Origin of the sequence: Rhizobium sp. AQ_MP, assembly GCF_014237835.1 — a bacterium.
Taxonomy (GTDB): Bacteria; Pseudomonadota; Alphaproteobacteria; order Rhizobiales; family Rhizobiaceae; genus Allorhizobium.
The window spans coordinates 130,893-154,045 of record NZ_JACJVI010000009.1; the positions used below are offsets into that span (position 1 = coordinate 130,893).

General features: G+C 60.7%; 23 protein-coding genes. 16 read left to right on the top strand and 7 right to left on the bottom strand.

Annotation, left to right across the window (positions count from 1 at the left end; all coding sequences use genetic code 11):
- Positions 1 to 3 precede the first annotated feature (3 nt).
- Positions 4 to 303, bottom strand: a complete 300-nt coding sequence (locus tag H6M51_RS14790) for a hypothetical protein (RefSeq protein ID WP_185810576.1) — start codon at positions 301 to 303, stop codon at positions 4 to 6.
- Positions 304 to 386: 83 nt separating this feature from the next.
- On the opposite strand from H6M51_RS14790, the gene H6M51_RS14795 reads away from it, so the two are divergent.
- On the top strand, positions 387 to 1,064 hold the full coding sequence (locus tag H6M51_RS14795; RefSeq protein WP_185810577.1) for a YafY family protein: 678 nt from the start codon (positions 387 to 389) through the stop codon (positions 1,062 to 1,064).
- 4 nt (positions 1,065 to 1,068) lie between these two features.
- Here H6M51_RS14795 and H6M51_RS14800 read toward each other — a convergent pair whose 3' ends face one another.
- Positions 1,069 to 2,655 carry a trimethylamine methyltransferase family protein gene (locus H6M51_RS14800; protein ID WP_185810578.1) on the bottom strand — a complete coding sequence of 529 codons (1,587 nt, stop codon included), beginning with the start codon at positions 2,653 to 2,655 and terminating at the stop codon, positions 1,069 to 1,071.
- A 240-nt stretch (positions 2,656 to 2,895) separates the two neighbouring features.
- On the opposite strand from H6M51_RS14800, the gene H6M51_RS14805 reads away from it, so the two are divergent.
- Positions 2,896 to 6,897, top strand: a complete 4,002-nt coding sequence (locus tag H6M51_RS14805) for a response regulator (RefSeq protein ID WP_185810579.1) — start codon at positions 2,896 to 2,898, stop codon at positions 6,895 to 6,897.
- Here the strand turns inward: H6M51_RS14805 and mnmD are convergent, their stop codons facing one another.
- Entirely contained in the window at positions 6,898 to 7,620 is a 723-nt protein-coding gene (gene mnmD / locus H6M51_RS14810; RefSeq protein ID WP_185810580.1) for a tRNA (5-methylaminomethyl-2-thiouridine)(34)-methyltransferase MnmD, read from the bottom strand. It lies immediately after the preceding gene.
- Here mnmD and H6M51_RS14815 point away from each other — a divergent pair.
- The 6 genes from H6M51_RS14815 (at position 7,619) to H6M51_RS14840 (ending at position 13,516) form a co-directional block, all read left to right on the top strand.
- The gene (locus tag H6M51_RS14815) at positions 7,619 to 8,827 is read left to right on the top strand and encodes an FAD-binding oxidoreductase (protein ID WP_185810652.1); all 1,209 of its coding nucleotides are present in this window, start codon (positions 7,619 to 7,621) and stop codon (positions 8,825 to 8,827) included. The genes mnmD and H6M51_RS14815 overlap by 2 nt on opposite strands.
- 138 nt (positions 8,828 to 8,965) lie before the next feature.
- Positions 8,966 to 9,673, top strand: coding sequence for a DUF1045 domain-containing protein (locus H6M51_RS14820; protein WP_185810581.1), 708 nt, complete (start codon positions 8,966 to 8,968; stop codon positions 9,671 to 9,673).
- A gap of 91 nt (positions 9,674 to 9,764) precedes the next feature.
- The gene (gene puuE / locus H6M51_RS14825) at positions 9,765 to 10,685 is read left to right on the top strand and encodes an allantoinase PuuE (protein WP_185810582.1); all 921 of its coding nucleotides are present in this window, start codon (positions 9,765 to 9,767) and stop codon (positions 10,683 to 10,685) included.
- 144 nt (positions 10,686 to 10,829) lie between these two features.
- Positions 10,830 to 11,864 carry a hypothetical protein gene (locus H6M51_RS14830; protein ID WP_185810583.1) on the top strand — a complete coding sequence of 345 codons (1,035 nt, stop codon included), beginning with the start codon at positions 10,830 to 10,832 and terminating at the stop codon, positions 11,862 to 11,864.
- A gap of 128 nt (positions 11,865 to 11,992) precedes the next feature.
- On the top strand, positions 11,993 to 12,547 hold the full coding sequence (locus H6M51_RS14835; protein ID WP_185810584.1) for a hypothetical protein: 555 nt from the start codon (positions 11,993 to 11,995) through the stop codon (positions 12,545 to 12,547).
- A gap of 111 nt (positions 12,548 to 12,658) precedes the next feature.
- A complete protein-coding gene (locus H6M51_RS14840; protein WP_185810585.1) occupies positions 12,659 to 13,516 on the top strand; it encodes a DUF1989 domain-containing protein in 858 nt (285 codons plus the stop codon).
- A 57-nt stretch (positions 13,517 to 13,573) separates the two neighbouring features.
- Here the strand turns inward: H6M51_RS14840 and H6M51_RS14845 are convergent, their stop codons facing one another.
- Positions 13,574 to 14,623: an NAD(P)-dependent alcohol dehydrogenase gene (locus tag H6M51_RS14845; RefSeq protein WP_185810586.1), complete on the bottom strand. Its 1,050-nt coding sequence runs from the start codon at positions 14,621 to 14,623 to the stop codon at positions 13,574 to 13,576.
- A gap of 233 nt (positions 14,624 to 14,856) precedes the next feature.
- On the opposite strand from H6M51_RS14845, the gene uraD reads away from it, so the two are divergent.
- Both uraD and alc read left to right on the top strand, forming a co-directional pair.
- A complete protein-coding gene (uraD, locus tag H6M51_RS14850) occupies positions 14,857 to 15,354 on the top strand; it encodes a 2-oxo-4-hydroxy-4-carboxy-5-ureidoimidazoline decarboxylase (RefSeq protein ID WP_185810587.1) in 498 nt (165 codons plus the stop codon).
- A gap of 1 nt (position 15,355) precedes the next feature.
- Complete coding sequence (gene alc / locus H6M51_RS14855) at positions 15,356 to 16,378, top strand: allantoicase (RefSeq protein WP_185810588.1); 1,023 nt, start codon at positions 15,356 to 15,358, stop codon at positions 16,376 to 16,378.
- A gap of 130 nt (positions 16,379 to 16,508) precedes the next feature.
- Here alc and H6M51_RS14860 read toward each other — a convergent pair whose 3' ends face one another.
- On the bottom strand, positions 16,509 to 16,688 hold the full coding sequence (locus H6M51_RS14860; protein WP_185810589.1) for a DUF2735 domain-containing protein: 180 nt from the start codon (positions 16,686 to 16,688) through the stop codon (positions 16,509 to 16,511).
- Between the two features lie 395 nt (positions 16,689 to 17,083).
- Here H6M51_RS14860 and H6M51_RS14865 point away from each other — a divergent pair, with 395 nt between their 5' ends.
- The 6 genes from H6M51_RS14865 to H6M51_RS14890 all read left to right on the top strand — a co-directional run bounded on the left by H6M51_RS14865 (position 17,084) and on the right by H6M51_RS14890 (position 20,510).
- Positions 17,084 to 18,124 carry a glutamine synthetase beta-grasp domain-containing protein gene (locus tag H6M51_RS14865; protein ID WP_185810590.1) on the top strand — a complete coding sequence of 347 codons (1,041 nt, stop codon included), beginning with the start codon at positions 17,084 to 17,086 and terminating at the stop codon, positions 18,122 to 18,124.
- Between the two features lie 128 nt (positions 18,125 to 18,252).
- On the top strand, positions 18,253 to 18,543 hold the full coding sequence (locus tag H6M51_RS14870; protein ID WP_185810591.1) for a nucleotidyltransferase family protein: 291 nt from the start codon (positions 18,253 to 18,255) through the stop codon (positions 18,541 to 18,543).
- A 35-nt stretch (positions 18,544 to 18,578) separates the two neighbouring features.
- Positions 18,579 to 18,905, top strand: a complete 327-nt coding sequence (locus H6M51_RS14875) for a DUF86 domain-containing protein (RefSeq protein ID WP_185810592.1) — start codon at positions 18,579 to 18,581, stop codon at positions 18,903 to 18,905.
- Between the two features lie 5 nt (positions 18,906 to 18,910).
- Positions 18,911 to 19,411 carry an ureidoglycolate lyase gene (locus tag H6M51_RS14880; RefSeq protein WP_185810653.1) on the top strand — a complete coding sequence of 167 codons (501 nt, stop codon included), beginning with the start codon at positions 18,911 to 18,913 and terminating at the stop codon, positions 19,409 to 19,411.
- Positions 19,408 to 19,764: a hydroxyisourate hydrolase gene (gene uraH / locus H6M51_RS14885; protein WP_185810593.1), complete on the top strand. Its 357-nt coding sequence runs from the start codon at positions 19,408 to 19,410 to the stop codon at positions 19,762 to 19,764. The genes H6M51_RS14880 and uraH overlap by 4 nt, the downstream gene beginning before the upstream one ends.
- A complete protein-coding gene (locus H6M51_RS14890) occupies positions 19,764 to 20,510 on the top strand; it encodes a metallophosphoesterase (protein WP_185810594.1) in 747 nt (248 codons plus the stop codon). Before uraH ends, H6M51_RS14890 begins: the two co-directional genes overlap by 1 nt.
- Before the next feature lie 7 nt (positions 20,511 to 20,517).
- Here H6M51_RS14890 and H6M51_RS14895 read toward each other — a convergent pair whose 3' ends face one another.
- Together H6M51_RS14895 and H6M51_RS14900 are read right to left on the bottom strand one after the other, a co-directional pair.
- On the bottom strand, positions 20,518 to 21,864 hold the full coding sequence (locus tag H6M51_RS14895; protein ID WP_185810595.1) for a TIGR02594 family protein: 1,347 nt from the start codon (positions 21,862 to 21,864) through the stop codon (positions 20,518 to 20,520).
- Positions 21,865 to 21,989: 125 nt separating this feature from the next.
- A complete protein-coding gene (locus H6M51_RS14900; protein ID WP_185810596.1) occupies positions 21,990 to 23,135 on the bottom strand; it encodes an alpha-hydroxy acid oxidase in 1,146 nt (381 codons plus the stop codon).
- Positions 23,136 to 23,153: the final 18 nt, after the last annotated feature.

Sequence of the window (23,153 nt, forward strand, 5' to 3'; positions counted from 1 at the left end):
GCCTTAAATCACGTTGTCTATCTTGAAATGCTGCATCAGGGTAACACCCGTAATCGCTGCCATGTAAGGGGCAAAGGCCGGATCGGCCTGGACCCTGACGGCAGCCGCATCGGCGCTTTCCCGGTCTGTCCACTCGACGAGATCAGCGATCATGTCGCGCTGATCCAGGGACGTGAGGGAACGCCAGGACACAAAACCGGGATAGGCCCTGACGGCTGCCATGGCGCTCCTGCGGGCTTCTTCCGCAGCGGGTTTGTTGGCAACGGTGCAAATGGCGATTTCGAGAACAGTGTCTGTGGTCATTTAAGTCTCCGGCATTTGAGGACGACTTGACCTAACACGGCTCAACTGACAACCTTCTGGCCACAATCTTTTCGGAGCCACCAATGCGTCCCGCCGATCGCCTGTTCCGGATCATTCAGCTGATGCGCTCAACGGGCCGGGCGATGACGGCGGCCGAGATCGCCGAAAAGATGGAGGTGGCACCCCGCACCATCTATCGCGACATGGACCACCTGATTGCGTCCGGTGCGCCGATCGAAGGCGAGCGTGGCGTGGGCTACATGTTGCGCGAGGCCTTCGATGCGCCGCCGCTGACCTTCACCTTCGAGCAGCTGGAAGCACTGGCCTTCGGTCTCAGGGCGGTCGAGATGCTGGGCGATCCCAGACTCGGCCAGGCGGCGCGCGAGGCGAAGGAGAAGATGCTGGGAATGCTGCCGATGGAGCATGCCGAGCGGCTGATCTCAGCGCCGATCCATGCCTTCCGGTCGTCTGCCCAGCCCATGGTGCCGGATTGTCTCGGCGATGTCCGCTCGGCGCTGTCGGCCAAACGCAAGGTCTGGATTGCCTATCATTCGCTTCCGGGCGAGCGCAGCCAGCGGGTCGTCTGGCCGCTGGGCTTGGCTGCCTTCGGGGCCATCTGGGTGATGACCGCCTGGTGCGAGATGCGCCAGGGTTTTCGCGATTTCCGCCTCGATCGTGTTGAAGACTGGAAAGTCATGACCGATCGCTTTGAGCCGGCGGCCCACCAGACCTATCAGGCCTATCTCAAGCAGCTGTCGTGACGGATCAGAAATCCGTCGCAACCCCACCTTCGGCCTTGCGTTTCGCCACGAAGGCGTCGAGCTCTTCCTCGACGGCCGGATCGATCGGCGGGCGCTCATAGCTCGCCAGCTTCTCCTTGAAGATGCGGTTGGCGTGGTCGTAGGTGGTCGGACGGCCGGCCTCGGTCCAGGTCTCGAAATTGCGCCAGTCGGAGAGGATCGGTGAATAGAAGGCGCTCTCATAGCGGGCGAGCGTGTGGGCCGTGCCGAAGAAGTGGCCGCCGGGGCCGACCTCTCGGACGGCATCGAGCGCCAGCGCATCCTGGCTGACGTCGAGGGGGGTTAGGAATTCGGCGACCATCTGCAGCATGTCGACATCGAGGATGAACTTCTCGAAGGAGGCCGTCAGTCCGCCTTCGGTCCAGCCGGCGGAATGCATGATGAAATTGCCGCCGCCTTGCGTCAGCGCCCACAGAGAGAAGGCGCTCTCGTAGGCCGCTTGGGCATCGAGCGTGTTCGCGGCATTGGTGTTCGAGGTGCGGTAGGGGATGCCATAGCGTCGGGCGAGCTGGCCGCCCACAATGACCGCCTTCATGTATTCCGGCGTGCCGAAGGCCGGTGCGCCGGTCTTCATGTCGACATTCGAGGTGAAGCCGCCATAGACAACAGGGGCGCCGCGCTTGACCATCTGGGTGAAGGCGATGCCACACAGCGCTTCGGCATTCTGCTGCACGACCGCACCGGCAATGGTGACCGGTGCCATGGCCCCGGCCAGCGTGAACGGCGTCATGACGACGACCTGGCCGCGCGAGGACATTTCGATGATGCCCTGGAGCATCGGGCCGTCGAGCCGGAGCGGCGAGGACGAGTTGATGATGGTGAAGAGCGAGGGCTCGTTTTCCATCTGCTCCATGGAAATACCGCGGCCGATACGGGCGATCTCGATGGCGTCGAGATTGCGCTGCTTGCCCAGTGAGTAGCAGTGGAAGACCTTGTCGGTCAGCTTCACCATGTCGGAGAGGCAGTCGAGGTGGCGGACCGAGGCGTGGATGTCGATCGGTTCGACCGGATAGCCGCCGGTCGTGTGGATCACGTCGTAGCACTGGGCGAGCTTCACGAGCTTGCGGAAGTCTTCCTGATTGCCGGCGCGGCGGCCGCCTTCGCGATCGGCGACAAAGGGTGCTGAGGCGATCTGGGCGAAGACCAGATTGTTGCCGCCCATCTTGACGTTGCGCTCGGGATTGCGGGCGAACATCTGGAATTCTCGCGGCGCAGACGCGATCATCTCGGTGATCAGGCCGCGATCGAAGCGCACGCGCTCGGAGCCTTCGGTCACGTCGGCGCCATGCGCCTTCATGATCGCACGCGCCTCCGGCAGCATGATGTCCATGCCGACTTCTTCGAGGATGGTCAGCGACGCATTGTGAATGTCGTCGAGCGCAGCGGGGTCGAGCAACTCGGTCTTTGCAAGACGATTGACGAGATTGCGGTATTTGCCAGCAGCGCCCGTGCGGCTGCGATCTGCGCCGCGGCCACCGGTTCGCCTGCGGCGTTCGCCACCGGCGGGAGAGGTTTCAGACTCGGACAAGGCGGAGGTCGTGATGTCGCTCATGGTCGATCCATTGTGTCAATCTCGACATCAAGTCTCGCAGGTTCACGAGCCAAAAGGCATTGCCGTTTGCGACGAAAAACCGGCTCATCTGGAACAGTGGCCACGGCGCGCCGGTTCGCACGTGTCGTTGTGCTTCTTTGTTCGCTGTTAAAGCACACGATCATGAGCTTGCTTACCGGCTGTTTACCAAAATGCGGCATTGATCGAGGAGTGAACAGAACGTTGATCCGGGGAAGCGCCTTGCTCGAGCTAGTCCGCGACAAGATTGCCGCGCTCGACCTGCCTTCCTACGTGAAGGACAGCGAGTTGCGCTATGTCGCCGTCAATGCTGCCTTCGCCAGATTGCATAATCTTTCCGTCGAAAGCTTCATTCATCGCCACGACCGCGAGATCTTTGGAATCGACCCCGACGGTCTGCGCGACGATCGCGAGCGCCGGGTCCTGGTTTTCGGCGAGGAGGAGGCGCTGCATCTGCGGCCCGATCCTGCGGGTCCTGTCCGAGTGCTGCATATCGAGCGCTTCTTCGACGATGACGACCGCATCTATCTCTTCGGCTTCATGGAGGAAGAGGAGCCTTTCGCCGCCTCGTCTGCTCCGTCCGGCTCCTCGCCTCTGCCTTCGGTTGCGCTCTTCCAGGCCGTGCTCGAACAGTATCCGGTCGCGACCTATGTGCGCGACGCCAACCACCGTCTGTTGTTTGGCAACTGCGCCTATGCCGAGATGGTTGGCCGTCCGATCGCAGAGCTGATCGGGGGCACGGAGGAGGAAAACTTCCCCGTCCTTGGCCGCAGCTACCACGAGGGCAATAAACGTGTGCTCGAGAATGGGCTGCGGGAGGAAATCCAGGAAACGTTCATTACCGCAGACGGCAGGAGGATACCGGTGTTGACCCGCACGGGTGCGGTCACCGGCGGTGACGGTGCGCGCTACATCGTCGGTTCCATCACCGATCTGTCGCCGCTGCGCCTGGAGCAGCACAAGCTCGAGGTGGTGCGGCAGGAGTCGGAAGCGCTGCAGATGCAATTGCAGAGCCTCATGGCCTCGCTTCCGGTCGGCATCATGGTTCTTGATCCGGACCTGACGATTTCCTTCGTCAATCCGGCTGTCGTCGAGATGCTGGAATTCGAAACTGGCGGCGTGCTTCTCGGGATGCCCTATCGCGATTTTCTTGTGCGCGCGATCGGGAAAGCCCGTCCTGACATTCCGCTCCACGAGGTCTGCGAGCGCGTCGATTTCCGACTTGAACAGATAGCAAATCTCGCAGAAGGGCCGCTGATCGACATAAAGACCCCGTCCGGTCGGGTCCTTGCCGGCACCAGCCGCCGATTAGCCGGCGGGCAGATCCTGCTCACCTATTCCGATGTCTCGGAGATGTTCCAGCGCGAAGAGGAGACTTTGCTCTACCGCGCGGCTCTGGAGCAGATGCCGGTGCCGGTGTTCATCCGCAATCCGAATCACAAAATGATCTACGTGAACAGGGCCTATGAAGAGCTTCACGGCCAGCGTCGCGAAGATGTCTATGGGCTTACGGAGGAGGAGCTCTGGCCGGAACACGGCAAGATCATGAAGGAGGAGAACCTCCGGATCTTTGCAACGGGCGAGATGATCGAAAAGAACCGCGAGATCGTCGTGCGCGATGGCCGGGAAATCTCGGTCATCACCCGGCTTAGCCGCATCACGACGTCACAGAACAAGCATTACCTCGTCGGCTCGGTCAATGACGTGTCGATGATCCGTGAGGGCCAGGAAGCACTCATGGCTGCTCAGGCAAGAGCCGAGACGCTTTATGGCGACATGGTGTCGATGCTGCAGGTGATGCCGGTCGGCGTCGTCATCCTTGGCGCGGACTACGTGGTCGAGTTCGCCAACGAAAAGTGCCGCGAGATCTGGAAATGGCCTCCGGACCTGCAGCTCGATGGCCTTCCTTTCCGTACATATTGCGAACAAAACCACGCGCGCGGATGGGCCTGGCCCGGGATCGAATTCGAGGAAGGTTACCGTCGGCGCTTGGCCCAGTTCGACGCGCTGGAGGGGTCGCATGTCACGGAGCTCGCTTATGACGACGGCAAGTTCGTGCTGGCGACGATTACCCGCCTGCATGACCGCAAGATCCTCCTGACCTATTCCGACCTCACCGAAATGCGGGCGCGCGAACGGGAGATCAATGAAGCGCAGCAGCAGCTGGAGCGGCTGGGCGGCTTCGTCCAGGAATCCATGCGGATGATGACGCAGGGCCTGATGATGATCGAGAAGGGGCGGATAACGGAGGTCAACCCGTCGTTCACCCGGATCCTCGACCTGCCCGAGACGCTCGTCACGACGGGTGAGAGCTGGCGTCCGATCTTCGAATACTGTGCCGCCCGCGGCGACTTCGGCGCCGAAGCGCAAACCATCCTTGGGCAATGGCAATCGGCGCTTCAGGGGTCAAACGGTGTCTCGACGAATTTCCTCGCCAACGGCAAGACCTGGGTCAAGTTGGAAGCGACCTTCGGCGGCGACCGCAGCTGTGTTGTGGTGCTGACCGACTTTACCGAGCTGAAGGCCCGCGAAGCCGAACTCGAGGTTCTGCTCGCCCGTGCCGAGGCGGCCGACAAGGCGAAGTCCGACTTCCTGGCGAATATGAGCCACGAGATCCGCACGCCGATGAACGGCGTTCTTGGAATGGCGGAACTTCTGTCAAAATCGGAGCTGGACAGCCGCCAGAAGACCTTTGTCGACATCATGGTCAAATCCGGCAACGCGCTGCTGACCATCATCAACGACATCCTGGACTTCTCCAAGATCGATGCCGGCCAGCTGAAACTCCGGAAGTCGCCCTTTGATCCGGTCGAAGCAATCGAGGACGTCGCCACGCTTCTGTCGGCCGCTGCCGCCGAGAAGGACATCGAACTCGTCGTCTCCGGCGACCAGAAAGTGATGCATACCTTCATGGGCGATCCGGGCCGCTTCCGGCAGATCGTGACCAATCTCGTGGGCAATGCGATCAAGTTCACCGAGAAAGGCCATGTGCATGTCGAGGTGTCTGCGGAACCGATTTCGGAAGGTCAGGCCGTTCTGAAGCTGCGCATCGAGGATACCGGCATCGGCATACCGCCCGAGATGCAGGCCCAGATTTTCGAGAAGTTTTCTCAGGTCGATACGTCATCGACGCGGCGTCACGAGGGAACGGGCCTCGGCCTCGCCATCACCTCCGGTCTGGTGCGCCTCTTCGGTGGAAAGCTCAGCGTCGAATCCGCCGTCGGCTGCGGCTCTGCCTTTACTGTGGAGCTGCCGCTTCCCGTTGTTGCCGAGCGCAGGCGGCAGAGGGAACTGCCGACGACGGTCAAGGATGCCCGCGTGCTCGTCATCGACGACAACGCCGTCAATCGGCGCATCATCAGCGAACAATTGAAGATGTGGGGTTTCGACGGGCTCGCGGTTTCCGATGGACCGTCGGGGCTCGACATCCTGTCTGCAGCGCATGCGGAGGGGCTCAAGATCGACGTCGTCGTCATCGACTACCAGATGCCCGACATGAACGGCGTCGACGTGGCGCGCGCCATACGTGACGATCGTCGCTTCGACGACATTGCGCTGGTCTTTTTGACCTCTATGGACATGGTGGGAGACGATCGCCTTTTCGAGAGCCTCAAGATCCAGGCGCATCTGATGAAGCCGGCGCGCGCCAATGTCTTGCGCGGGGCAATCATCGACGTTGTCAGGACCGCACGCGTGCATGGCGTCAATTCGGCACGCCTCAAGCCATTCCCCGCGACTGCGCCCGTGCAGCCTCCCGTACTGCCGCAGCCGCCTGTGGTTGAGCCTGCAGTCCTGCACACTGAGACAGCCGATCAGGGCGCGCTTCGGGTGCTGATCGCGGAAGACAATCCGGTCAACCAGATCGTCTTCCGACAGATCCTCACCGGCAGCGGGATTGCCTATCGCATTGTCGGCAATGGCGAAGAGGCCGTTCAGGCCTGGCGTAGCGAGCGGCCGGATCTGATCCTGATGGATGTGTCGATGCCGGTCATGAACGGACACCAGGCGACTGGCCTGATCCGCAGCGAAGAAGCGCAGCGCGGCAACTACCGGATCCCGATCATCGGGGTGACCGCGCACGCACTCGACAGCGACCGGGAAGCTTGCTTGGCGGCCGGCATGGACGACTACCTGTCGAAACCGATTTCCCCCGAACTCCTGATGCGCAAGATCGAGGAGTGGAGCGGACGGCCGCTTGCCGCGCTTGCAAGCGCCGAGCGCTGATCAGCCCGACGGCCTCACCCCGCACAGCATTTCCCGCTTTCCGGCGAAGCCCGGGCGTCGCTCGACGGCGAAACCGGCGGCAATCAAATTGCGGCGGACGAAGCCGGCGGCGGCATAGGTCGCGAAGCCGCCCCCCCGCCTGGTCGTGTCATGGACACGCTGCATCAGCTCCGCCGACCACATGGCGCTGTTGCGAGACGGCGCGAAGCCGTCGAGGAACCAGGCGTCGAAGGTGAGCGGGCTTGCGGAGAGGTTTTCAAAGGCGTCGCCGCAGACGACGGAAAGCCGCGTTTGGCCGTCGAGATCGATCGTGACCACGCCTGAGGGTTCTGCCGGCCAGGAAGCGACGAGCGCCTTCCGCTCGGCATCGATTTCCGGCCAACGGGAGAGGGCACGGTCGATTTCCTCAGCCTGCATGGGGAAAAGCTCGAAGGAAACGAAGTGCAGGTGGGCGCCGGGGCGGCGATGCGTCTTCCACTGCCGCCAGGTTTCGCAGGCGTTCAGGCCCGTGCCGAAGCCGAGTTCGCCTATGGTGAAATCCTCGGCATGCTGCCAGCGCTCCGGCAACCCATTTCCGGCGAGGAAGACATGGCCGCATTCCAGCCGGCCATCCGTCTGGCAATAAAAATGATCGCCAAAGGCGGTGGAAAAGGGCATATCGCCGTCATGCCAGGTGAGCGGCGGCGTGTTGCCCGTGGCCGGCGTTGAATTCGAATGGGTCATGGTCATGTCCGATAAAACGGCTGCGTTGTCAGGTCAATTGCGGGCGGACCTCGTGATCGTCGGTGGCGGCATCATGGGCCTCTGGGCGGCGCTGAAAGCCGAGCGCCGGGGCATCGACACGATCCTGGTCGAGGCCGAGCGCACCGGCAGCGGGGCCAGCGGCGGCCTGCTCGGTGCGTTGATGGCGCATATGCCGGATCGCTGGAACGAGAAGAAGCAGCTGCAATTCGATGGACTTCTGTCGCTGGAGGCAGAGATTGCAGCGCTTGAGGCGGAAACCGGTCTTTCGGCGGGTTATCGGCGCTGCGGGCGGCTGATCCCGCTGCCGAAAGCCCATTTGAGGCCCATCGCCGAGCGACATTCCCGGGAGGCCGAGACAAACTGGAGCCAGCAGGGCCGCGCCTTTGCCTGGTCGGTGATCGATGAAAGCCCGTTTGCCGACTGGCCCTCGGGCGAGTTCAGCGCTGCCGGGCTGGTGCATGACCTGTTTGCCGGACGCGTGTCGCCGCGCTCGCTCACCGCGACGATCCGGGCTCGACTGCACCAAAGCGGTCGCGTGCGGCTTGTCGAGGGAGTTGCCGCGCATCGCATCGATCCGCTGGCAAACCGAATTGTGCTGGCGGACGGGAGTTCGATCGGCTTTGGCTCGCTCTTGGTGGCTGCCGGCGTCGGCTCGTTTCCCTTGCTGGAAGCGCTCGGGCCGACCCTGCCAAAGCCGCTGGGGCGGGGCGTGAAAGGGCAGGCGGCCCTGATGAAGGTTGATCTGCCGGATGAACTGCCGCTTCTTTATCTCGACGGGCTCTATGTCGTGCCGCATGAGGGGGGGCTTGTCGCCATTGGCAGCACCAGCGAGAACCGCTATGATGAACCGTTCTCCACCGACGGGCAGCTCGACGCGCTGATTGCCGAGGCCCGGAAGCTGGCGCCGGGTCTGCATGAGGCGGAGGTCGTCGAACGCTGGGCCGGGCTTCGACCCAAGGCGATCGATCGGGATCCGATGGTTGGCCCCCATCCTGCTCATCGCCACATTCACGCACTCACCGGCGGCTTCAAGGTCAGCTTCGGCATCGCCCATCTTCTGGCGGATGCGGCGCTTGATTCGATCGTAGGCAAACCCCTTGCTCTGCCTCACAGCTTCTCGCTCACCCATCACGTTTCAGTGGCAGGCCGTCAGGCAGGCGATGAGGAATTTACCGAAATACGCTGAAAACATTAGGGTAGTGACGATTTCACGGGGGAGAATTTCCCGCATCCGCTTCGTGATACTGTCATGCAAATCACCTATCCACGAAGTTGTAACGGCAACTGCTAAAGTTCCGTCGCGAGCCAGTGCGAGGTGCTCGACATGCGTTATGCCATCTGCTTTACGCCGCCCGCCCGCGATCCGCTCGGCGATGCTGCTGCGCGTTGGCTCGGCCGCAACGTGTTCTCCGGCGAGGCGGAGGAGCATCCGGGGCTCAAAGGGCTCGGTGTGCACGAGATTGCCTTTCATACCGCGCTTCCCCGTCGCTTCGGATTTCATGCGACCTTCAAGGCACCCTTCCGGTTGAACGAAGGCTCGAGCGAAGCCTCCTTGCTGCGTGATCTCATGCATTTCGCCGGCCGCATGGAGCCGGTCGTGTTGCGCGGGCTTTCCGTTGGACGGATCGGCGACGTCTTCGGGCTCATCCTGCCGCGGCCTTGCCCGGAGGTCGATCATCTCGCGGCCTCGGTGGTGCAGGCATTCGATGGCTTTCGCGCGCCGCTCAGCGAAGCCGAGATCGAGCGGCGCAATCCCGAGCGGCTTTCAGCACCGCAATTCAGCAATCTCAGCCGCTGGGGCCACCCTTATGTCATGGATGAATTCCGCTTCCACATGACGCTGACGGGGCCGCTTCTGGCGCGCGATTTCCCGCGGATCGAGCAGGCATTGAAGGCGCATTTCGATCCGGTGCTGGCCGAGCCCGTCGTGGTGACCAATCTCGCCCTGTTCGTCGAGCCGGAGCGTGGCGCTCCGTTTACCGTGCATTCGCTGCATCCGCTGGGCCGGGTCTCCAGCCGCAAGATCGCCTGACGCCTTCGCACCGCAGCAGGATGCGCGTTTTCCATCTCGACAGGTGCCGCCCTCGCCAATAGCCTCGCGTCAAAACGCGAGAGGTGAACTTATGACGACTGCTCCCTATCCCCGCGACCTCATCGGCTATGGCCGCAACATTCCCGATCCGAAATGGCCCGGCGATGCCCGGATCGCGGTGCAGTTCGTGGTGAATTACGAGGAGGGTGGCGAGAGCTGCATTCTCGATGGCGACCCGGCCTCTGAATGCCTGCTGTCGGAAATCGTCGGTGCCCAGCCCTGGGCCGGTCAGCGCAATCTCAACATGGAGTCCATCTACGAATACGGCTCGCGCGCCGGCTTCTGGCGGCTCTGGCGGATGTTCACCGAACGCAAGGTGCCCGTGACGGTCTATGGCGTGACGCTTGCCATGGCGCGTAACCCGGAAGCCGTTGCCGCGATGAAGGAAGCGGACTGGGAGATCGCCAGCCACGGCTATCGCTGGCTCGAATACAAGGATTTTCCCGAAGAGGTCGAGCGTCAGCACATTCAGGAGGCCGTGCGCCTGCACAAGGAACTGACCGGCTCGCATCCGCTCGGCATGTATCAGGGCAAGCCGTCGATGAACACGCTGCGCCTCGTCATGGAGGAGGGCGGTTTTGTGTATTCCTCCGACAACTATTCCGACGACCTGCCGTTCTGGGTGCCGGATCTCGAGGGCAAACCCTTCCTGATCATCCCCTATACGCTTGAGACCAATGACATGCGCTTTGCCACACCGCAGGGCTTCAATTCCGGCGACCAGTTCTTCAACTATCTCAAGGACGCCTTCGACGTTCTTTACGAGGAGGGCAAGAACGGCAGCCCGAAGATGATGTCCGTCGGGTTGCACTGCCGCCTCGTGGGGCGGCCTGGACGGGCGGCGGCGCTGGCGCGGTTCATCGATTATGTGACTGCTCATGAGAAGGTCTGGGTGCCCAAGCGCATCGAGATTGCCGAGCACTGGCACAAGTTTCACAAGCCGGCGTGGTGAGGGGCGTATTCGTCCAGAATGTGAGGAGCAGGTCGCTCACTGAGGCCAAACTATGGAATCTGGCAACTATCTCGTAATTTAACGTATTTTTTGAAGCGAATTTAGTGGGCGATGTGAATCCTGATTGCATTGATGGGAGAACACATGCTCAGGTTAGGTTTGATTTTATCTTTTGCACTCTTGGCATCCTGCTCTGACACCGATCCGATGGCCGGGGATGTGACCGATAAGGTTCATCCAGAGTCCTATGGAGTTCAGCTTGGCGAGTACAAGCTGATGGACCAAGACAAAAAACTGCATTGGATCAACGAATATGTCGCTGACTATAAGCAGGCTGATGAGGCTGAGACGCCAAAGGAAATCAAGCGAATCCAGCAGACGACATCTTGTGCGATTGTTGCCCCGCCAAAGAGTGCACTCGTTCGGGCTGTCGTTACACATGGCGGGGAGGGTGCATCCAACCTGTTTATGATGTCCAAGTCGGACGTCTCTCACATGGCTCAGAAATTGATCGCGGTGGTCAAAGGAAACAACAGCCCACAGATCATGCTTTCCAAGACCGAAGGAAGGCTTTATCGGATTGACGTGGTGGTGACAGAGGAAACAGCCCCAGTCCACCTTGTCCTTGCTTCAAGATCTTCAGTCCTCTGGAACATCCAGAAAGCACCTCGCACCAATATAGTCGGCGTAACGGTCATTTCGGGAACGATGCATGCCGCCATCGCAAACCTGGATAAGAGGATACCCGTTATAGCTCTTGTTGGGGACGCGGCGAAGAAATGCGGTGCCATTCCTGCTGTCAAGCCCGTCATGGAGTTTCCGGGGCTGAGGATGCAACTGCATGCGGCGAACAAAGACGAGAAGCTGCAGCAGAGGAATGCAGAATTTAGCCGGTTCGATCGATTTTTTAGAAACGCATTTGGTGTGACGAGCGCTATGGTTGCCGTCGGCCAGGATGAAATTGTGCACGCTGCAATCGGACCGATACCATCGACGCCGGAATCACGCCTACCCTACAAGGGTATTGATGGTGCAACTATTCTTGCCACTGAAGCCGGGCTTATATTTTACGGCAGCGAGTCGGACTACACACTGGCGAGACGTCAGGCTGCTATCAAGCAGGCATCAATTGTTTCCGGAGTTGATTATAACGCAGTTCTCAGTGAGTTGGGATACTAAATTGATTCGTTTGAAGTATGTCATCGCCATTTTTTTTGGTTCTGCTTGGATGCGTACTTCTTCTCACAATGCGAAATACTAGTCTCGGCAGTCTGCGGACATCAGAGTCCCGGGTTTTCGCCAAGGCAGTGAAAGAGCAGTTGGAGCGGCGTGATGTCCGTCCGCCTGAGCGCGGAAGCACCGCTCCGGATTCCCTGACAGACAGAGCGAAAGAGCTTTTTCTGTCTCATGATCGTCTGGACATGCGTCGTGGCCTTGATGTTGTCATAGCCATCAATCACATCGAAAAAGGATCCTCGACTGAATTGCTCAGCCTGGAATGTTCCCTGTTGCGGCAGGCTTTCGCAGAGGTATGTCTTCCACTCTCGGCTGTGAGCGGGAAGCTATGGCTCAGACTTAGTCTTGCCTTTAAAGAAACTGCCAAAGCGGGCGGAAAGCTCGCGTCTGAAGAGCGTGCATTCACTGTCGTAGAAGATGAATTCGTCGAGATCTCGGTTGATGGCGAAGCGTCTTGGACTGATTTTCGAGCAAACGTCTATCGTATGATCGGATCCATTTGCGAACGCCGTCGTGAAGCTGGACATGCCTGCAGTTTGCTTTCCGGGCGTGTCGAGTTCAGGGCCGCTGGATTACAACGGTTCCAGGCCTCAGTTCATGTCGTATCTGGGGTTGCCAGATTCTGACATGAGCAATTTGGTGTTTGGCTCGTGTACATTGCCGCAAGGTGCACGTTGCCAGATTCGCTGTGCTAAGCCAGTGATGTGCCCCGTCCAACTCTTTGCCCGGAGCCTCCCATGTCCCCCTTCAACGCCAACATCCCCGTTCCCGCTGATGCGGCTGCCCGCCGGGCTGTAAAACCCGTCGTCTGCTATCCGGTCGAGTCGTTGAAAGCACCCGACATGAGCATTCTGGAGCGGGCGCGGGCGACAATGGAGAAGGTCGGCGAGGTGATCGTGCCGCCGCGCGAGGGCAACACGTTCGAGGTGCCCAAAGGGCACTTCTTCCGCATCGTCAGTGTGGAGGGGCCGCAGGTCGGCGACCTCAATCTTTGGAATGCCAATGATCTCTCAGAGCGCTTCTTTTCCGGCAAGACGCGGGCGCTCCATGCCACCCATGTCACGACCGGCAATCGCCTCTGGAGCAATCTGCCGTCGCTGCGCCCGATGGCGACGATCAGCCATGATACGCTTGGCTGGTACGGCTTCGACGAGTTCGGCGGCGGGGTGCATGACGTGATCGGCACGCGTTGCGATCCCTATACCAACCGTCTGCTCTCCGGCGGCGACTATCATCATTGCTGTCATTCGAACCTCTGCCGAGCGCTGTCACGGCACCAGGGCATCGACATCAAGGCCGCCGAGCCGCATGTGCATGACGTGCTGAACGTGTTCATGTGCACCGGGTTTACCCGTGACACGCAGCAGTATTTCATGAAGGCAAGCCCGGTGCGCCCCGGCGACTTCCTGGAGATGTTCGCCGAGATCGATCTGCTCGGCGCTCTCTCGGCCTGCCCGGGCGGGGATTGCAGCGCCAGCCATTCGAGCGACGTGGCGAAATGCTATCCATTGATGGTGGAGATCTACCGGCCCGACATGGCCTTGCTTGCGGACTGGCCGTTTCCGGAGCGGAACGGGTATCAGTTGCAGGTGTAAGAAAACAAAGGGCCCGGCGCTGACCGGGCCCCTCGCATTCAGTCAACGCGACCAGCCTCAGACCTTGTCGAGGCTCGCGATGTCGATGACGAAGCGGTAGCGGACATCGCTCTTGATGACGCGCTCATAGGCCTCGTTCACCTGCTGGATATCGATGATCTCGATCTCGGGCGTGATGTTGTGCTTGCCGCAGAAGTCGAGCATCTCCTGTGTCTCCTTGATCGAGCCGATCGAGGAGCCGGCGAGCGAGCGGCGGCCCATGACCAGCGAGAAGGCATGGACAGGAACCGGGTTTTCCGGCAGGCCGACCAGAACCAGCGCGCCGTCGATTTTCAACAGGTTCAGATAGGCGTTCCAGTCGATCTCGGTGCCGACCGTGCAGATGATCAGGTCGAAGGTGCCGGCGAGCTTCTTGAAGGTCTCCTTGTCGGCAGTGGCGTAGTAATCCTTTGCGCCAAAGGCGATGCCGTCGTCCTTCTTCGACAGGCTCTGGCTGAGAACGGTGATGTCGGCGCCGAGTGCTGCGCCGATTTTCACGCCCATATGGCCAAGGCCGCCCATGCCGACGATGGCCACCTTCTTGCCGGGGCCCGCCTTCCAGTGCACCAGCGGAGAGTAGAGCGTGATGCCGGCGCAGAGCAGGGGCGCTGCCTTGTCGAGCGGCAGGTTGTCCGGAATGGAGAGCACATAGCCTTCCTTCACGGTGATGGTGTTCGAATAGCCACCATAGGTGGGCGTCACGCCATCGGCCTCGAAGCCGTTATAGGTCGGCACGACGCCCGGCATATACTGTTCGAGATCGACATTGCGGGTCTCGCAATGGACGCAGCTGTCGACGAAGCAGCCGACGCCGACGCGGTCGCCGACCTTGAACTGCGTGACCTTCGAGCCGACGGCGGTGACGATGCCGGCGATCTCGTGGCCGGGGACCATGGGGAAGGTCGAGTTGCCCCATTCATTGCGGACCTGGTGGATGTCGGAATGGCAGATGCCGGAAAACTTGATGTCGATCACCACGTCGTCCGCGTTCGGTTCGCGACGCTCGAAGGTGAAGGGAACCAATGGCTTGGAGGCATCCGTTGCGGCATAGCCTTTGGCAATCGGCATGGGGTATCCTTTCTGGGAAATCGGGGAGTACAGTTCCATAGATAGACTGGCCCATAAGGTCCGCAAGGAGGCATGCCCTCGCGTTTGGGCGAAAATGATTGTCGCTGCCGGAAACTCGACAAGGCTCCGGGCCTCGGCTAATCCTTGATGCAATCGCTCGCGGCGCAGCTCGCAGGCATCTTCCCCTGTCTCGCTCCCGTCGGACGAGACCTTGCTTCTAAATGGACAGGCGAATGGACAGAGCGGACTTCGTTCAGCGTTTCGGCGGAGTGTTCGAACATTCGCCCTTCATTGCCGAGCGTGCTTTCGATGCCGGCATGATCGAGGAGCCGCTCACCGCACTCGATGTGCATGATGCGATGGCGATGATCTTCCGGACCTCGAGCACCGATGAACGGCTCGGCGTGCTTCGCGCCCATCCGGACCTTGCCGGCAAGCTCGCGATTGCGGGCGAGCTTACCGAAGACAGCAAACGCGAGCAGGCAGGCGCCGGGCTCGATCGGCTGACGGCTGAGGAGCATGCCCGCTTCACCGAACTCAACACTGATTATGTCGAGAAATTCGGCTTTCCCTTCATCATTGCGGTGAAGGGACTGTCGAAGGACGACATCCTTTCGGCCTTCGAAACGCGGATATCCAACAGCCGCGATCAGGAATTCGACACCGCCTGCCAGCAGGTGGAAAAAATCGCCAGGCTGCGCCTTGAAAGCCTGCTTCCGGAGACACACTGACATGCTTGAGACCTCGACCGTCGTCCTGCCGGATTTCGCCGCCGGTGCCGTCAATCTTGCATCGGCCCGCCTCGGAGCCGTCGGCATCTACTCGACCGACGAGTTCTTCGCGCCGCTGTCGCGCATGCTGAATGACGACCCGGCGACGTTCGATCCGGATCTCTACGACGACAACGGCAAATACATGGATGGCTGGGAAAGCCGTCGCAAGCGTGTGCCGGGCCATGACCATGCGATCATCCGGCTTGCCATGCCGGGCCGCATCTTCGGCTTCGATGTCGACACGCGCTTCTTTACCGGCAACTACCCGCCCCATTGTTCGATCGAGGCGGCTTTTGTCGAGAGCGGCGATCCGACGGATGCGACGGTCTGGACTGAGCTGGTGACCAAGTCGCCGCTCGGGGCCTCGGCGCAGCACTTCTTTGCCAATTCCGATACGTCGAAGGTCTGGACACATCTGCGCCTGCATATCTATCCGGATGGCGGTGTTGCGCGTCTGCGCGTTTACGGCGCTGCCCATTTCGACTGGTCGAAGGTGGGTGCGACCGAAGAAATCGATCTCGCCTATATCTTCCATGGCGCAAAGTCGCTCGCGTGGTCGGATGCGCATTACGGGCATCCCGACAAGATCCTGTCGCCGGGCCGCGGCACCAATATGGGTGATGGCTGGGAAACCAAGCGCCGTCGTGGTCCAGGCCATGACTGGGCGATCATCCGGCTCGGCCATCCCGGCGTTATCAACCGGGTGCTGATCGACACGCATTTCTACAAGGGCAATTATCCTGATACCTGCGAGCTGCTCGGCGCCTATCTGCCGCAGGCCGGCGACACCTTCTCGGAAGAGGAGATCGCAGCGTCGGAACAGTGGAAGCCGATGCTGACGCGGCAGAAGATGCAGATGGATGCCGAGCACGTCTACGAGGGCGATCAGGTGCAGAAGATCGGACCGGTCACGCATGTGCGTATTGCCATGCATCCGGATGGCGGCGTGATGCGCCTGCGTCTCTTCGGCACCAAGGCATGATTGTTTGTCTTGACGCTATTCCGGCCTGAGAACTGGAGTAACACTGAAAACGAAAAGAGCGGGCATGGGCCCGCTCATCGCATGTCAAGCCGTCCGCGAAGCGGGCGGCTTTCTTGTGGGGCGCAACCCCTTACTGCTTGCGTGCCTGCTCGGCTTCGCGGATCGCCTCTTCATGATACCAGCTCGCCGAGCCGCTTTCATAAATGACGGGCCGCACGGCCTGACGATCGCGCATCGCCTGCAACCTCGCCGCATCACGCACTGGGAATTCGTAGATCTTCGCCGATTCCCGAACCAAGTTCGTTGTCATGCTACTGCCTCTCGTTTCCACCGAGTGTTGTCTCGATGTTCCATGCTTACCACGTCTGAAACTGAAATGCACACGAAAAGTGCAAAATGCCTATTTTGTGGGCAGTATTGATGCAGAAAAAGTGATGAATTTAAAATCATCACAGCGCTTCCGTGATCTCATGTGCGCGAACAACACCGGATACGGCGCTCTGGTTCCACGAGTATGAGCTGAATCTGTTAAAGAAACGCGTGTGATACCTCGGATTCCGCGGCTCGCCTGCGACAAAATGGCAGGCTTTGGGGCTTCGGCTGCAAACTGGCACGCTTCCTGCTTTTTCTAATCCGACTCCCGGGCGAACCGGAGAATCACCCCTCTGTTGCGCATGAATGGCGCGAGACTGAAGAGAGAGCACCATGACCAAGTTTAAGCTCGAGTATATCTGGCTCGATGGCTACAAGCCGGTAGCGAACCTGCGTGGCAAGACGCAGATCAAGGAATTCGACAGCTTCCCGACCCTGGAACAGCTGCCGCTCTGGGGCTTTGACGGCTCCTCGACGATGCAGGCCGAAGGCCACTCGTCGGATTGCGTGCTGAAGCCGGTCGCCATCTATCCCGACCCGGCCCGCACGAACGGCGCTCTCGTCATGTGCGAAGTCATGATGCCGGACGGCGTCACCCCGCATCCGTCGAACAGCCGCGCCACGATCCTCGACGACGAAGGCGCCTGGTTCGGCTTCGAACAGGAATACTTCTTCTACGAAAACGGTCGTCCGCTCGGCTTCCCGGAGCAGGGCTACCCGGCGCCGCAGGGCCCGTACTACACCGGCGTCGGCTACAAGAATGTCGGTTCGATCGCGCGTGAAATCGTCGAAGAGCATCTCGACCTCTGCCTCGAAGCCGGCATCAACCACGAAGGCATCAATGCCGAAGTGGCCAAGGGCCAGTGGGAATTCCAGGTGTTCGGCAAGGGCTCCAAGAAGGCCGCCGACCAGATCTGGATCGCACGCTACCTGCTGCTCCGCCTCTGCGAAAAGTACGGCATCGACGTCGAATTCCACTGCAAGCCGCTCGGCGATACCGACTGGAACGGTTCGGGCATGCATTGCAACTTCTCGACCACCTTCATGCGCGAAGTGGGCGGCAAGGAATACTTCGAAGCCCTCATGGCAGCCTTCGCGAAGAACTGGAAGGAGCATATCGACGTCTACGGTCCGGACAACCATCTGCGCCTGACCGGCAAACACGAGACGGCTCCGTGGAACAAGTTCTCCTACGGCGTTGCCGACCGTGGCGCCTCGATCCGCGTTCCGCACTCCTTCGTCAACAACGGCTACAAGGGTTACCTGGAAGATCGCCGCCCGAACTCCCAGGGCTGCCCCTACCAGATCGCTTCGATCGTTCTGAAGACGATTTCGGAAGTGCCGACGGCCGATTACGCCAAGAACGCCGCCTGATTTCAGGCTAGGGTTCAACGATTGCAGCGCCGGTGGGAACACCGGCGCTGTTTTCGTTTGAGGGGGCTCGCTCCGGCGCTTTCTCGCGCCTCGCGTTTGTTCTATGATTGCGACCGAGGAGATGCGGCATGCGACCGTCCGAAGTGCTGGAGAAGAACAGGCAGGCCATTCGCGAAGTGACCGCACGTCACAAGGCGACGAACCCTCGTGTCTTTGGCTCTGTCGCGCGCGGCGAGGATGGGCCGGACAGTGATCTGGACATACTCGTCGATGGACTTCCAGGCATGACGCTCTTCGATCTCGGTGGGTTGCAGGCGGAGATGGAGACCCTCCTGCCTTGCCGGGTGGATGTCGTAACGTCAGGCGGCTTGAAAGAGCGCATGCGTGATCGGATTTTGTCCGAGGCTAGGGCCATATGACCCCGGCGGAGCGCCTCCTCGACAATCTGATCGACATGAAAGATGCGGCAATTGAGGCCATTGGCTTCCTCGATGGCATCGGCTTCGAGGAGTTCCAGTCCGACCTGTTGCGCCAGCGCGCCGTGGCCATGACTTTTGTGCTGATCGCGACCGCTGCAGCGCGCATCCAGGCGCTGTTTCCAGACATTGGCTCTGAGCAACCGGAGATTCCCTGGGCCAAAATGCGCGGTTTGCGCAATCTTGTTGTCCATCAATACGACCGGCTCGACTGGCGTATCATCTGGGATACGGTGCAGGTTGATCTTCCAAAGCTCATCCGGCAGATCGACCAGCTTCGCCATCCGCATATCCAGGGAGAATGACCCCTTTGCCCATCGACCTCTCCATCCGTCCGTTGACGGCCGAAACATTTGCGCCTTTTGGCGAGGTGATCGAGGCCGATCCCTCGACCATGCGGCTGATCAATGGCGGCACGACGGAACGCTTTCATGCGCTGTTTTCGCCCGAGGTGACGGGCGAGGGGGCGCGGGTGATCGTCAACATTTTTCGCGGGCAGCCGCGCGCCTTCCCTTATGAGATCGGCATGATGGAGCGGCACCCCCTTGGTAGCCAGAGCTTTTCGCCGCTTTCCGCGCGGCCCTTCCTGGTCGCAGTCTCGCCCGATGAGGCTGGCCGACCGGGGCAGCCGCAGGTGTTTCTCGCCGGACCGCAGCAGGGCGTGAACTATCGGCGCAATACCTGGCATCATCCGTTGATGGCCATCGGCGAAGTCAGTGATTTCCTGGTTGTCGATCGTGACGGACCCGGCAACAACCTCGAAGAGTTTTTCTTCGATACCCCCTTCACGATTCGGGAGCCCCAGATATGACCGGCCTCACCACCCATGTGCTCGATACGGCACTCGGCAAGCCAGCCCAGGGTCTTCGCATCCAGCTGATGCGGATGAATGGCGAGGAGGCGGAGCTGATCAAGACCGTCTTCACCAATGACGATGGGCGTGTCGATGGCGGACCGATGCTGATCGGGGATGAATTCCAGGTCGGGCAATATGAGCTGCTTTTCCATGCCGGGGATTATCTGAAGGCCAAGGGCTTTCAGCTCACCGAGCCGCCCTTTCTTGACGTGATCCCGATCCGCTTCGGGATTTCCGACACGACGGCGCATTATCATGTGCCGCTGCTTCTCTCGCCCTATGGCTATTCGACCTATCGGGGCAGCTGATGCGGTTCGCGGCTATCGCTGATATTCATGGCAATGCCGCGGCACTTGAGGCGGTGCTTGCCGATATCGCGGCTGAGGGCATTGAAACAGGCGATATCGTCAATCTCGGCGATTGCCTGTCCGGCCCGCTCGAAGCCGGGCGGACGGCCGATATCCTCGTGCCGCTGCAGCTGGTCACCGTGCGTGGCAATCACGACCGCTATCTGATCGAACATGCGGCCGGCGACATGCATGAGTGGGAGGCGGATGCCTTCGGCCAGCTGACAGCCCGGCATCTCGACTGGCTGCGCACGCTGCCCTTCGATGCGGTTTTCCGCGATGTCGCCTATCTCTGCCATGCGCGACCGCAGGATGACGGTACCTACTGGCTCGACCAGGTGACGCCGGAAGGGCGTGTCGTGCTGCGCGATCAGTCTGAGATAGAGGCCTGGGCGGAGGGCATCACCCAGCCGCTGATCCTTTGCGGCCATACCCATCTGCCACGGGCCGTCCGCCTCTCCGACGGCAGGCTGATCGTCAATCCCGGCAGCGTCGGCTGCCCGGCCTATGACGATGATTTGCCCGTCTATCACAAGGTCGAAGCCGGCAGCCCGCTTGCATCCTATGCGATCCTGCAGAAGACGGAAGCCGGCTGGTCGGTCAGCTTCCGGCTCGTACCCTATGATCACATGGCGCAGTCGCGGCTTGCCGAACGCAATGGCCGTCCGAGCTGGACGGCCGGCCTTGCGACCGGCCGCCTGAGCTGATCGTCGCTTAAAGGCGGCGCACGCCCAGCACCTTGGCGGGATCAAAGGCCTTGATCGAGACGGCTTCGCCCTGGTTGCCGCCGAGCAGCAGCCATTGGTCTCCGTCATAGCCGACGAAGAAGCCGACATGGCCCTTCCAGCTGTCCGGAGACTGCCGCCACAGGACGACAACGTCACCGCGCCGCGGCGCTCCCTGAACGGGCCTGCCCCAAGTGAGCCAGGAGCGGGCATTGGCGCGGCCGGAGCCCTTCTGTCCAACCTCGGAAAAGCAGAAATTGACGAAATAGGAGCACCACGCCACTTCATCGTCGTCATGTCCGATCGCGGCGCCGTCCAGCCGCCGGTAGTAGAGCGCGATGCGCGGGTTCGTGCCGGGGCCATCCAGATTGGCCACCTGCATTTCGTATTCCCGATAGGCGATGTCGATCGCCTGTTTGCCAACAACTGGAAGGTCTCCCGCTTCACCGGTCACGGCCACCAGATAATCCAGCGATACATAGCCATCGGGACGACCGTCACCTTCCAGATCCACCTGGATCCAGTTTCCGCTGCGCTGCAGCCCGTAAAGTCGGGTTCCCGGTGCCAGCGGGCGGATGATGGGAAAATCGAGGGAGGCGCCTCCGCGCAGATTGAGACTGCCGTGGCTCGAGACCTGAAAGAGCGCCCGACTGCCATCGGTGTCTTCCGGCTGCCGCCTGGCCATGACGGTTGATGGCATCGGGAGGGTGAACTGGCCGAAATCCGGGTTTCCAGGCCGGGTGATGTTGCTGTCGCAGTCGAGCCCGTCAATCTTGAGCGAAACCGCATCCTGATAGAGATTCCAGGGGCCGTTTTCGAGATAGTCGCTGCTGCCGGACCAGCCAAGCGCCCTTGGCAGCCAGACGAGGGCGACGAGTTCTGCGGCCTTGAGGCGGCTGCTGACCTTGCCTGAGCCGTAGACACCCAGTCGATAGCCGGTGGAACCTGTCCGAACTTTGTCCGCGAAGATCCGGAAATATCTTTCGATCGTGCTGAGGTCATCGGCACTGACGAAGTCGTGGTCTACAGAAACATAGATTGCGCTGCCCTTGGGCTGATCGATGGCGCGCGCACATTCGAGGGCTGCCTCGGCATCCTTCACGGCGAAGCTCTCGCTGAAATCGCTGATCAGACGATGGTTCTGCTGGAACACAACCGCAATCGACATACCGGCCTCGACGATCGCCTCGGCTTCGGCTCTGGTGAGACGTTTGTCGGGAAAGGTCTGGCTGTTCTGTCGGTTGTAGTAGCGGATGATGCAGCGGATGCCGAGCGCAGCCAGCTGGTGCGCCCGGGCTTTGACGCTGTAGGGCGTGTCGATGATGGTCCTGGTCATGAAAGTATCCCCCGCGAATTCATTTCGCGGGGAAAGAGTACCTTTCAGCAAATGCAAGTCTACCGAGCCTCTATGGCAATGTGGCCTACCTGAAATTGCATTGAATTGCAGCTGCCTCGCGTGGTTCAGAAAGGGCTCTCGGCAATGATCGTCTTGTCGACATCGGCGACCTGGCGCTTACCGCAGAGCGCCATGGTCACGTCCATCTCCTTGGCTATGATTTCCAGCGCCTTGGTCACGCCTTCCTTGCCCATGGCGCCGAGGCCATAGAGGAAGGGGCGGCCGATATAGGTTCCCCTGGCGCCCAGTGCCACGGCTTTCAGCACATCCTGGCCGGAGCGGATGCCGCCGTCCATGTGGATCTCGATCTTGTGGCCGACGGCTTCGACGATCTTCGGCAGCATGGAGATCGAGGAATGCGCGCCGTCCAGCTGGCGTCCGCCGTGATTGGAGACGACGATGGCATCAGCCCCGGTTTTCGCCGCCATCCGGGCGTCTTCGACGTCGAGGATTCCCTTGATGATCAGCTTGCCACCCCATTGCTTCTTGATCCACTCGACATCCTTCCAGGAGAGCTTCGGATCGAACTGCTCAGCCGTCCAGGAATGCAGCGAGGACAGGTCGGTGACGTTCTTGGCGTGGCCGTGGATGTTGCGGAAGGTGCGGCGGTTGGTCTGCAGCATGTTCCAGCACCAGCGTGGGCGGATCGCCATCTGGTAGAGGTGTTTCGGCGTCAGCTTCGGCGGGGCGGCGAGGCTGTTGCGGATGTCCTTGTGGCGCTGGCCGAGCAGCTGAAGATCGGCGGTGAGTACCAGGGCCGAGCATTTGGCGGCCTTGGCACGCTCGATCAGGTTCACGACGAAATCGCGGTCGCGCATCACGTAAAGCTGGAACCAGAAGGGGCGGGTGGTAACCGAGGCGACATCCTCGATCGAGCAGATGCTCATGGTCGAGAGCGTGAAAGGCACGCCGAATTCTTCGGCAGCCTTCGCCGCCAGCATCTCGCCATCGGCATGCTGCATGCCGGTGAGGCCAGTCGGCGCGAGCGCCACGGGCATCTTGACCTTCTCGCCGACCATGGTCGTTTCGAGCGTGCGGCCGCTCATGTCGACCAGCACGCGCTGACGCAGCTTGATCCTGGCAAAGTCGTTCTCGTTCGCGCGGTAGGTGCTCTCGGTATAGGAGCCGCTGTCGGCATAGTCGAAGAACAGTTTTGGCACGCGTTTGCGAGCGAGGGTCTTCAGGTCGGAGATTTCGAGAATGGGGGCCATGAGTTCATGCCTTTCGGA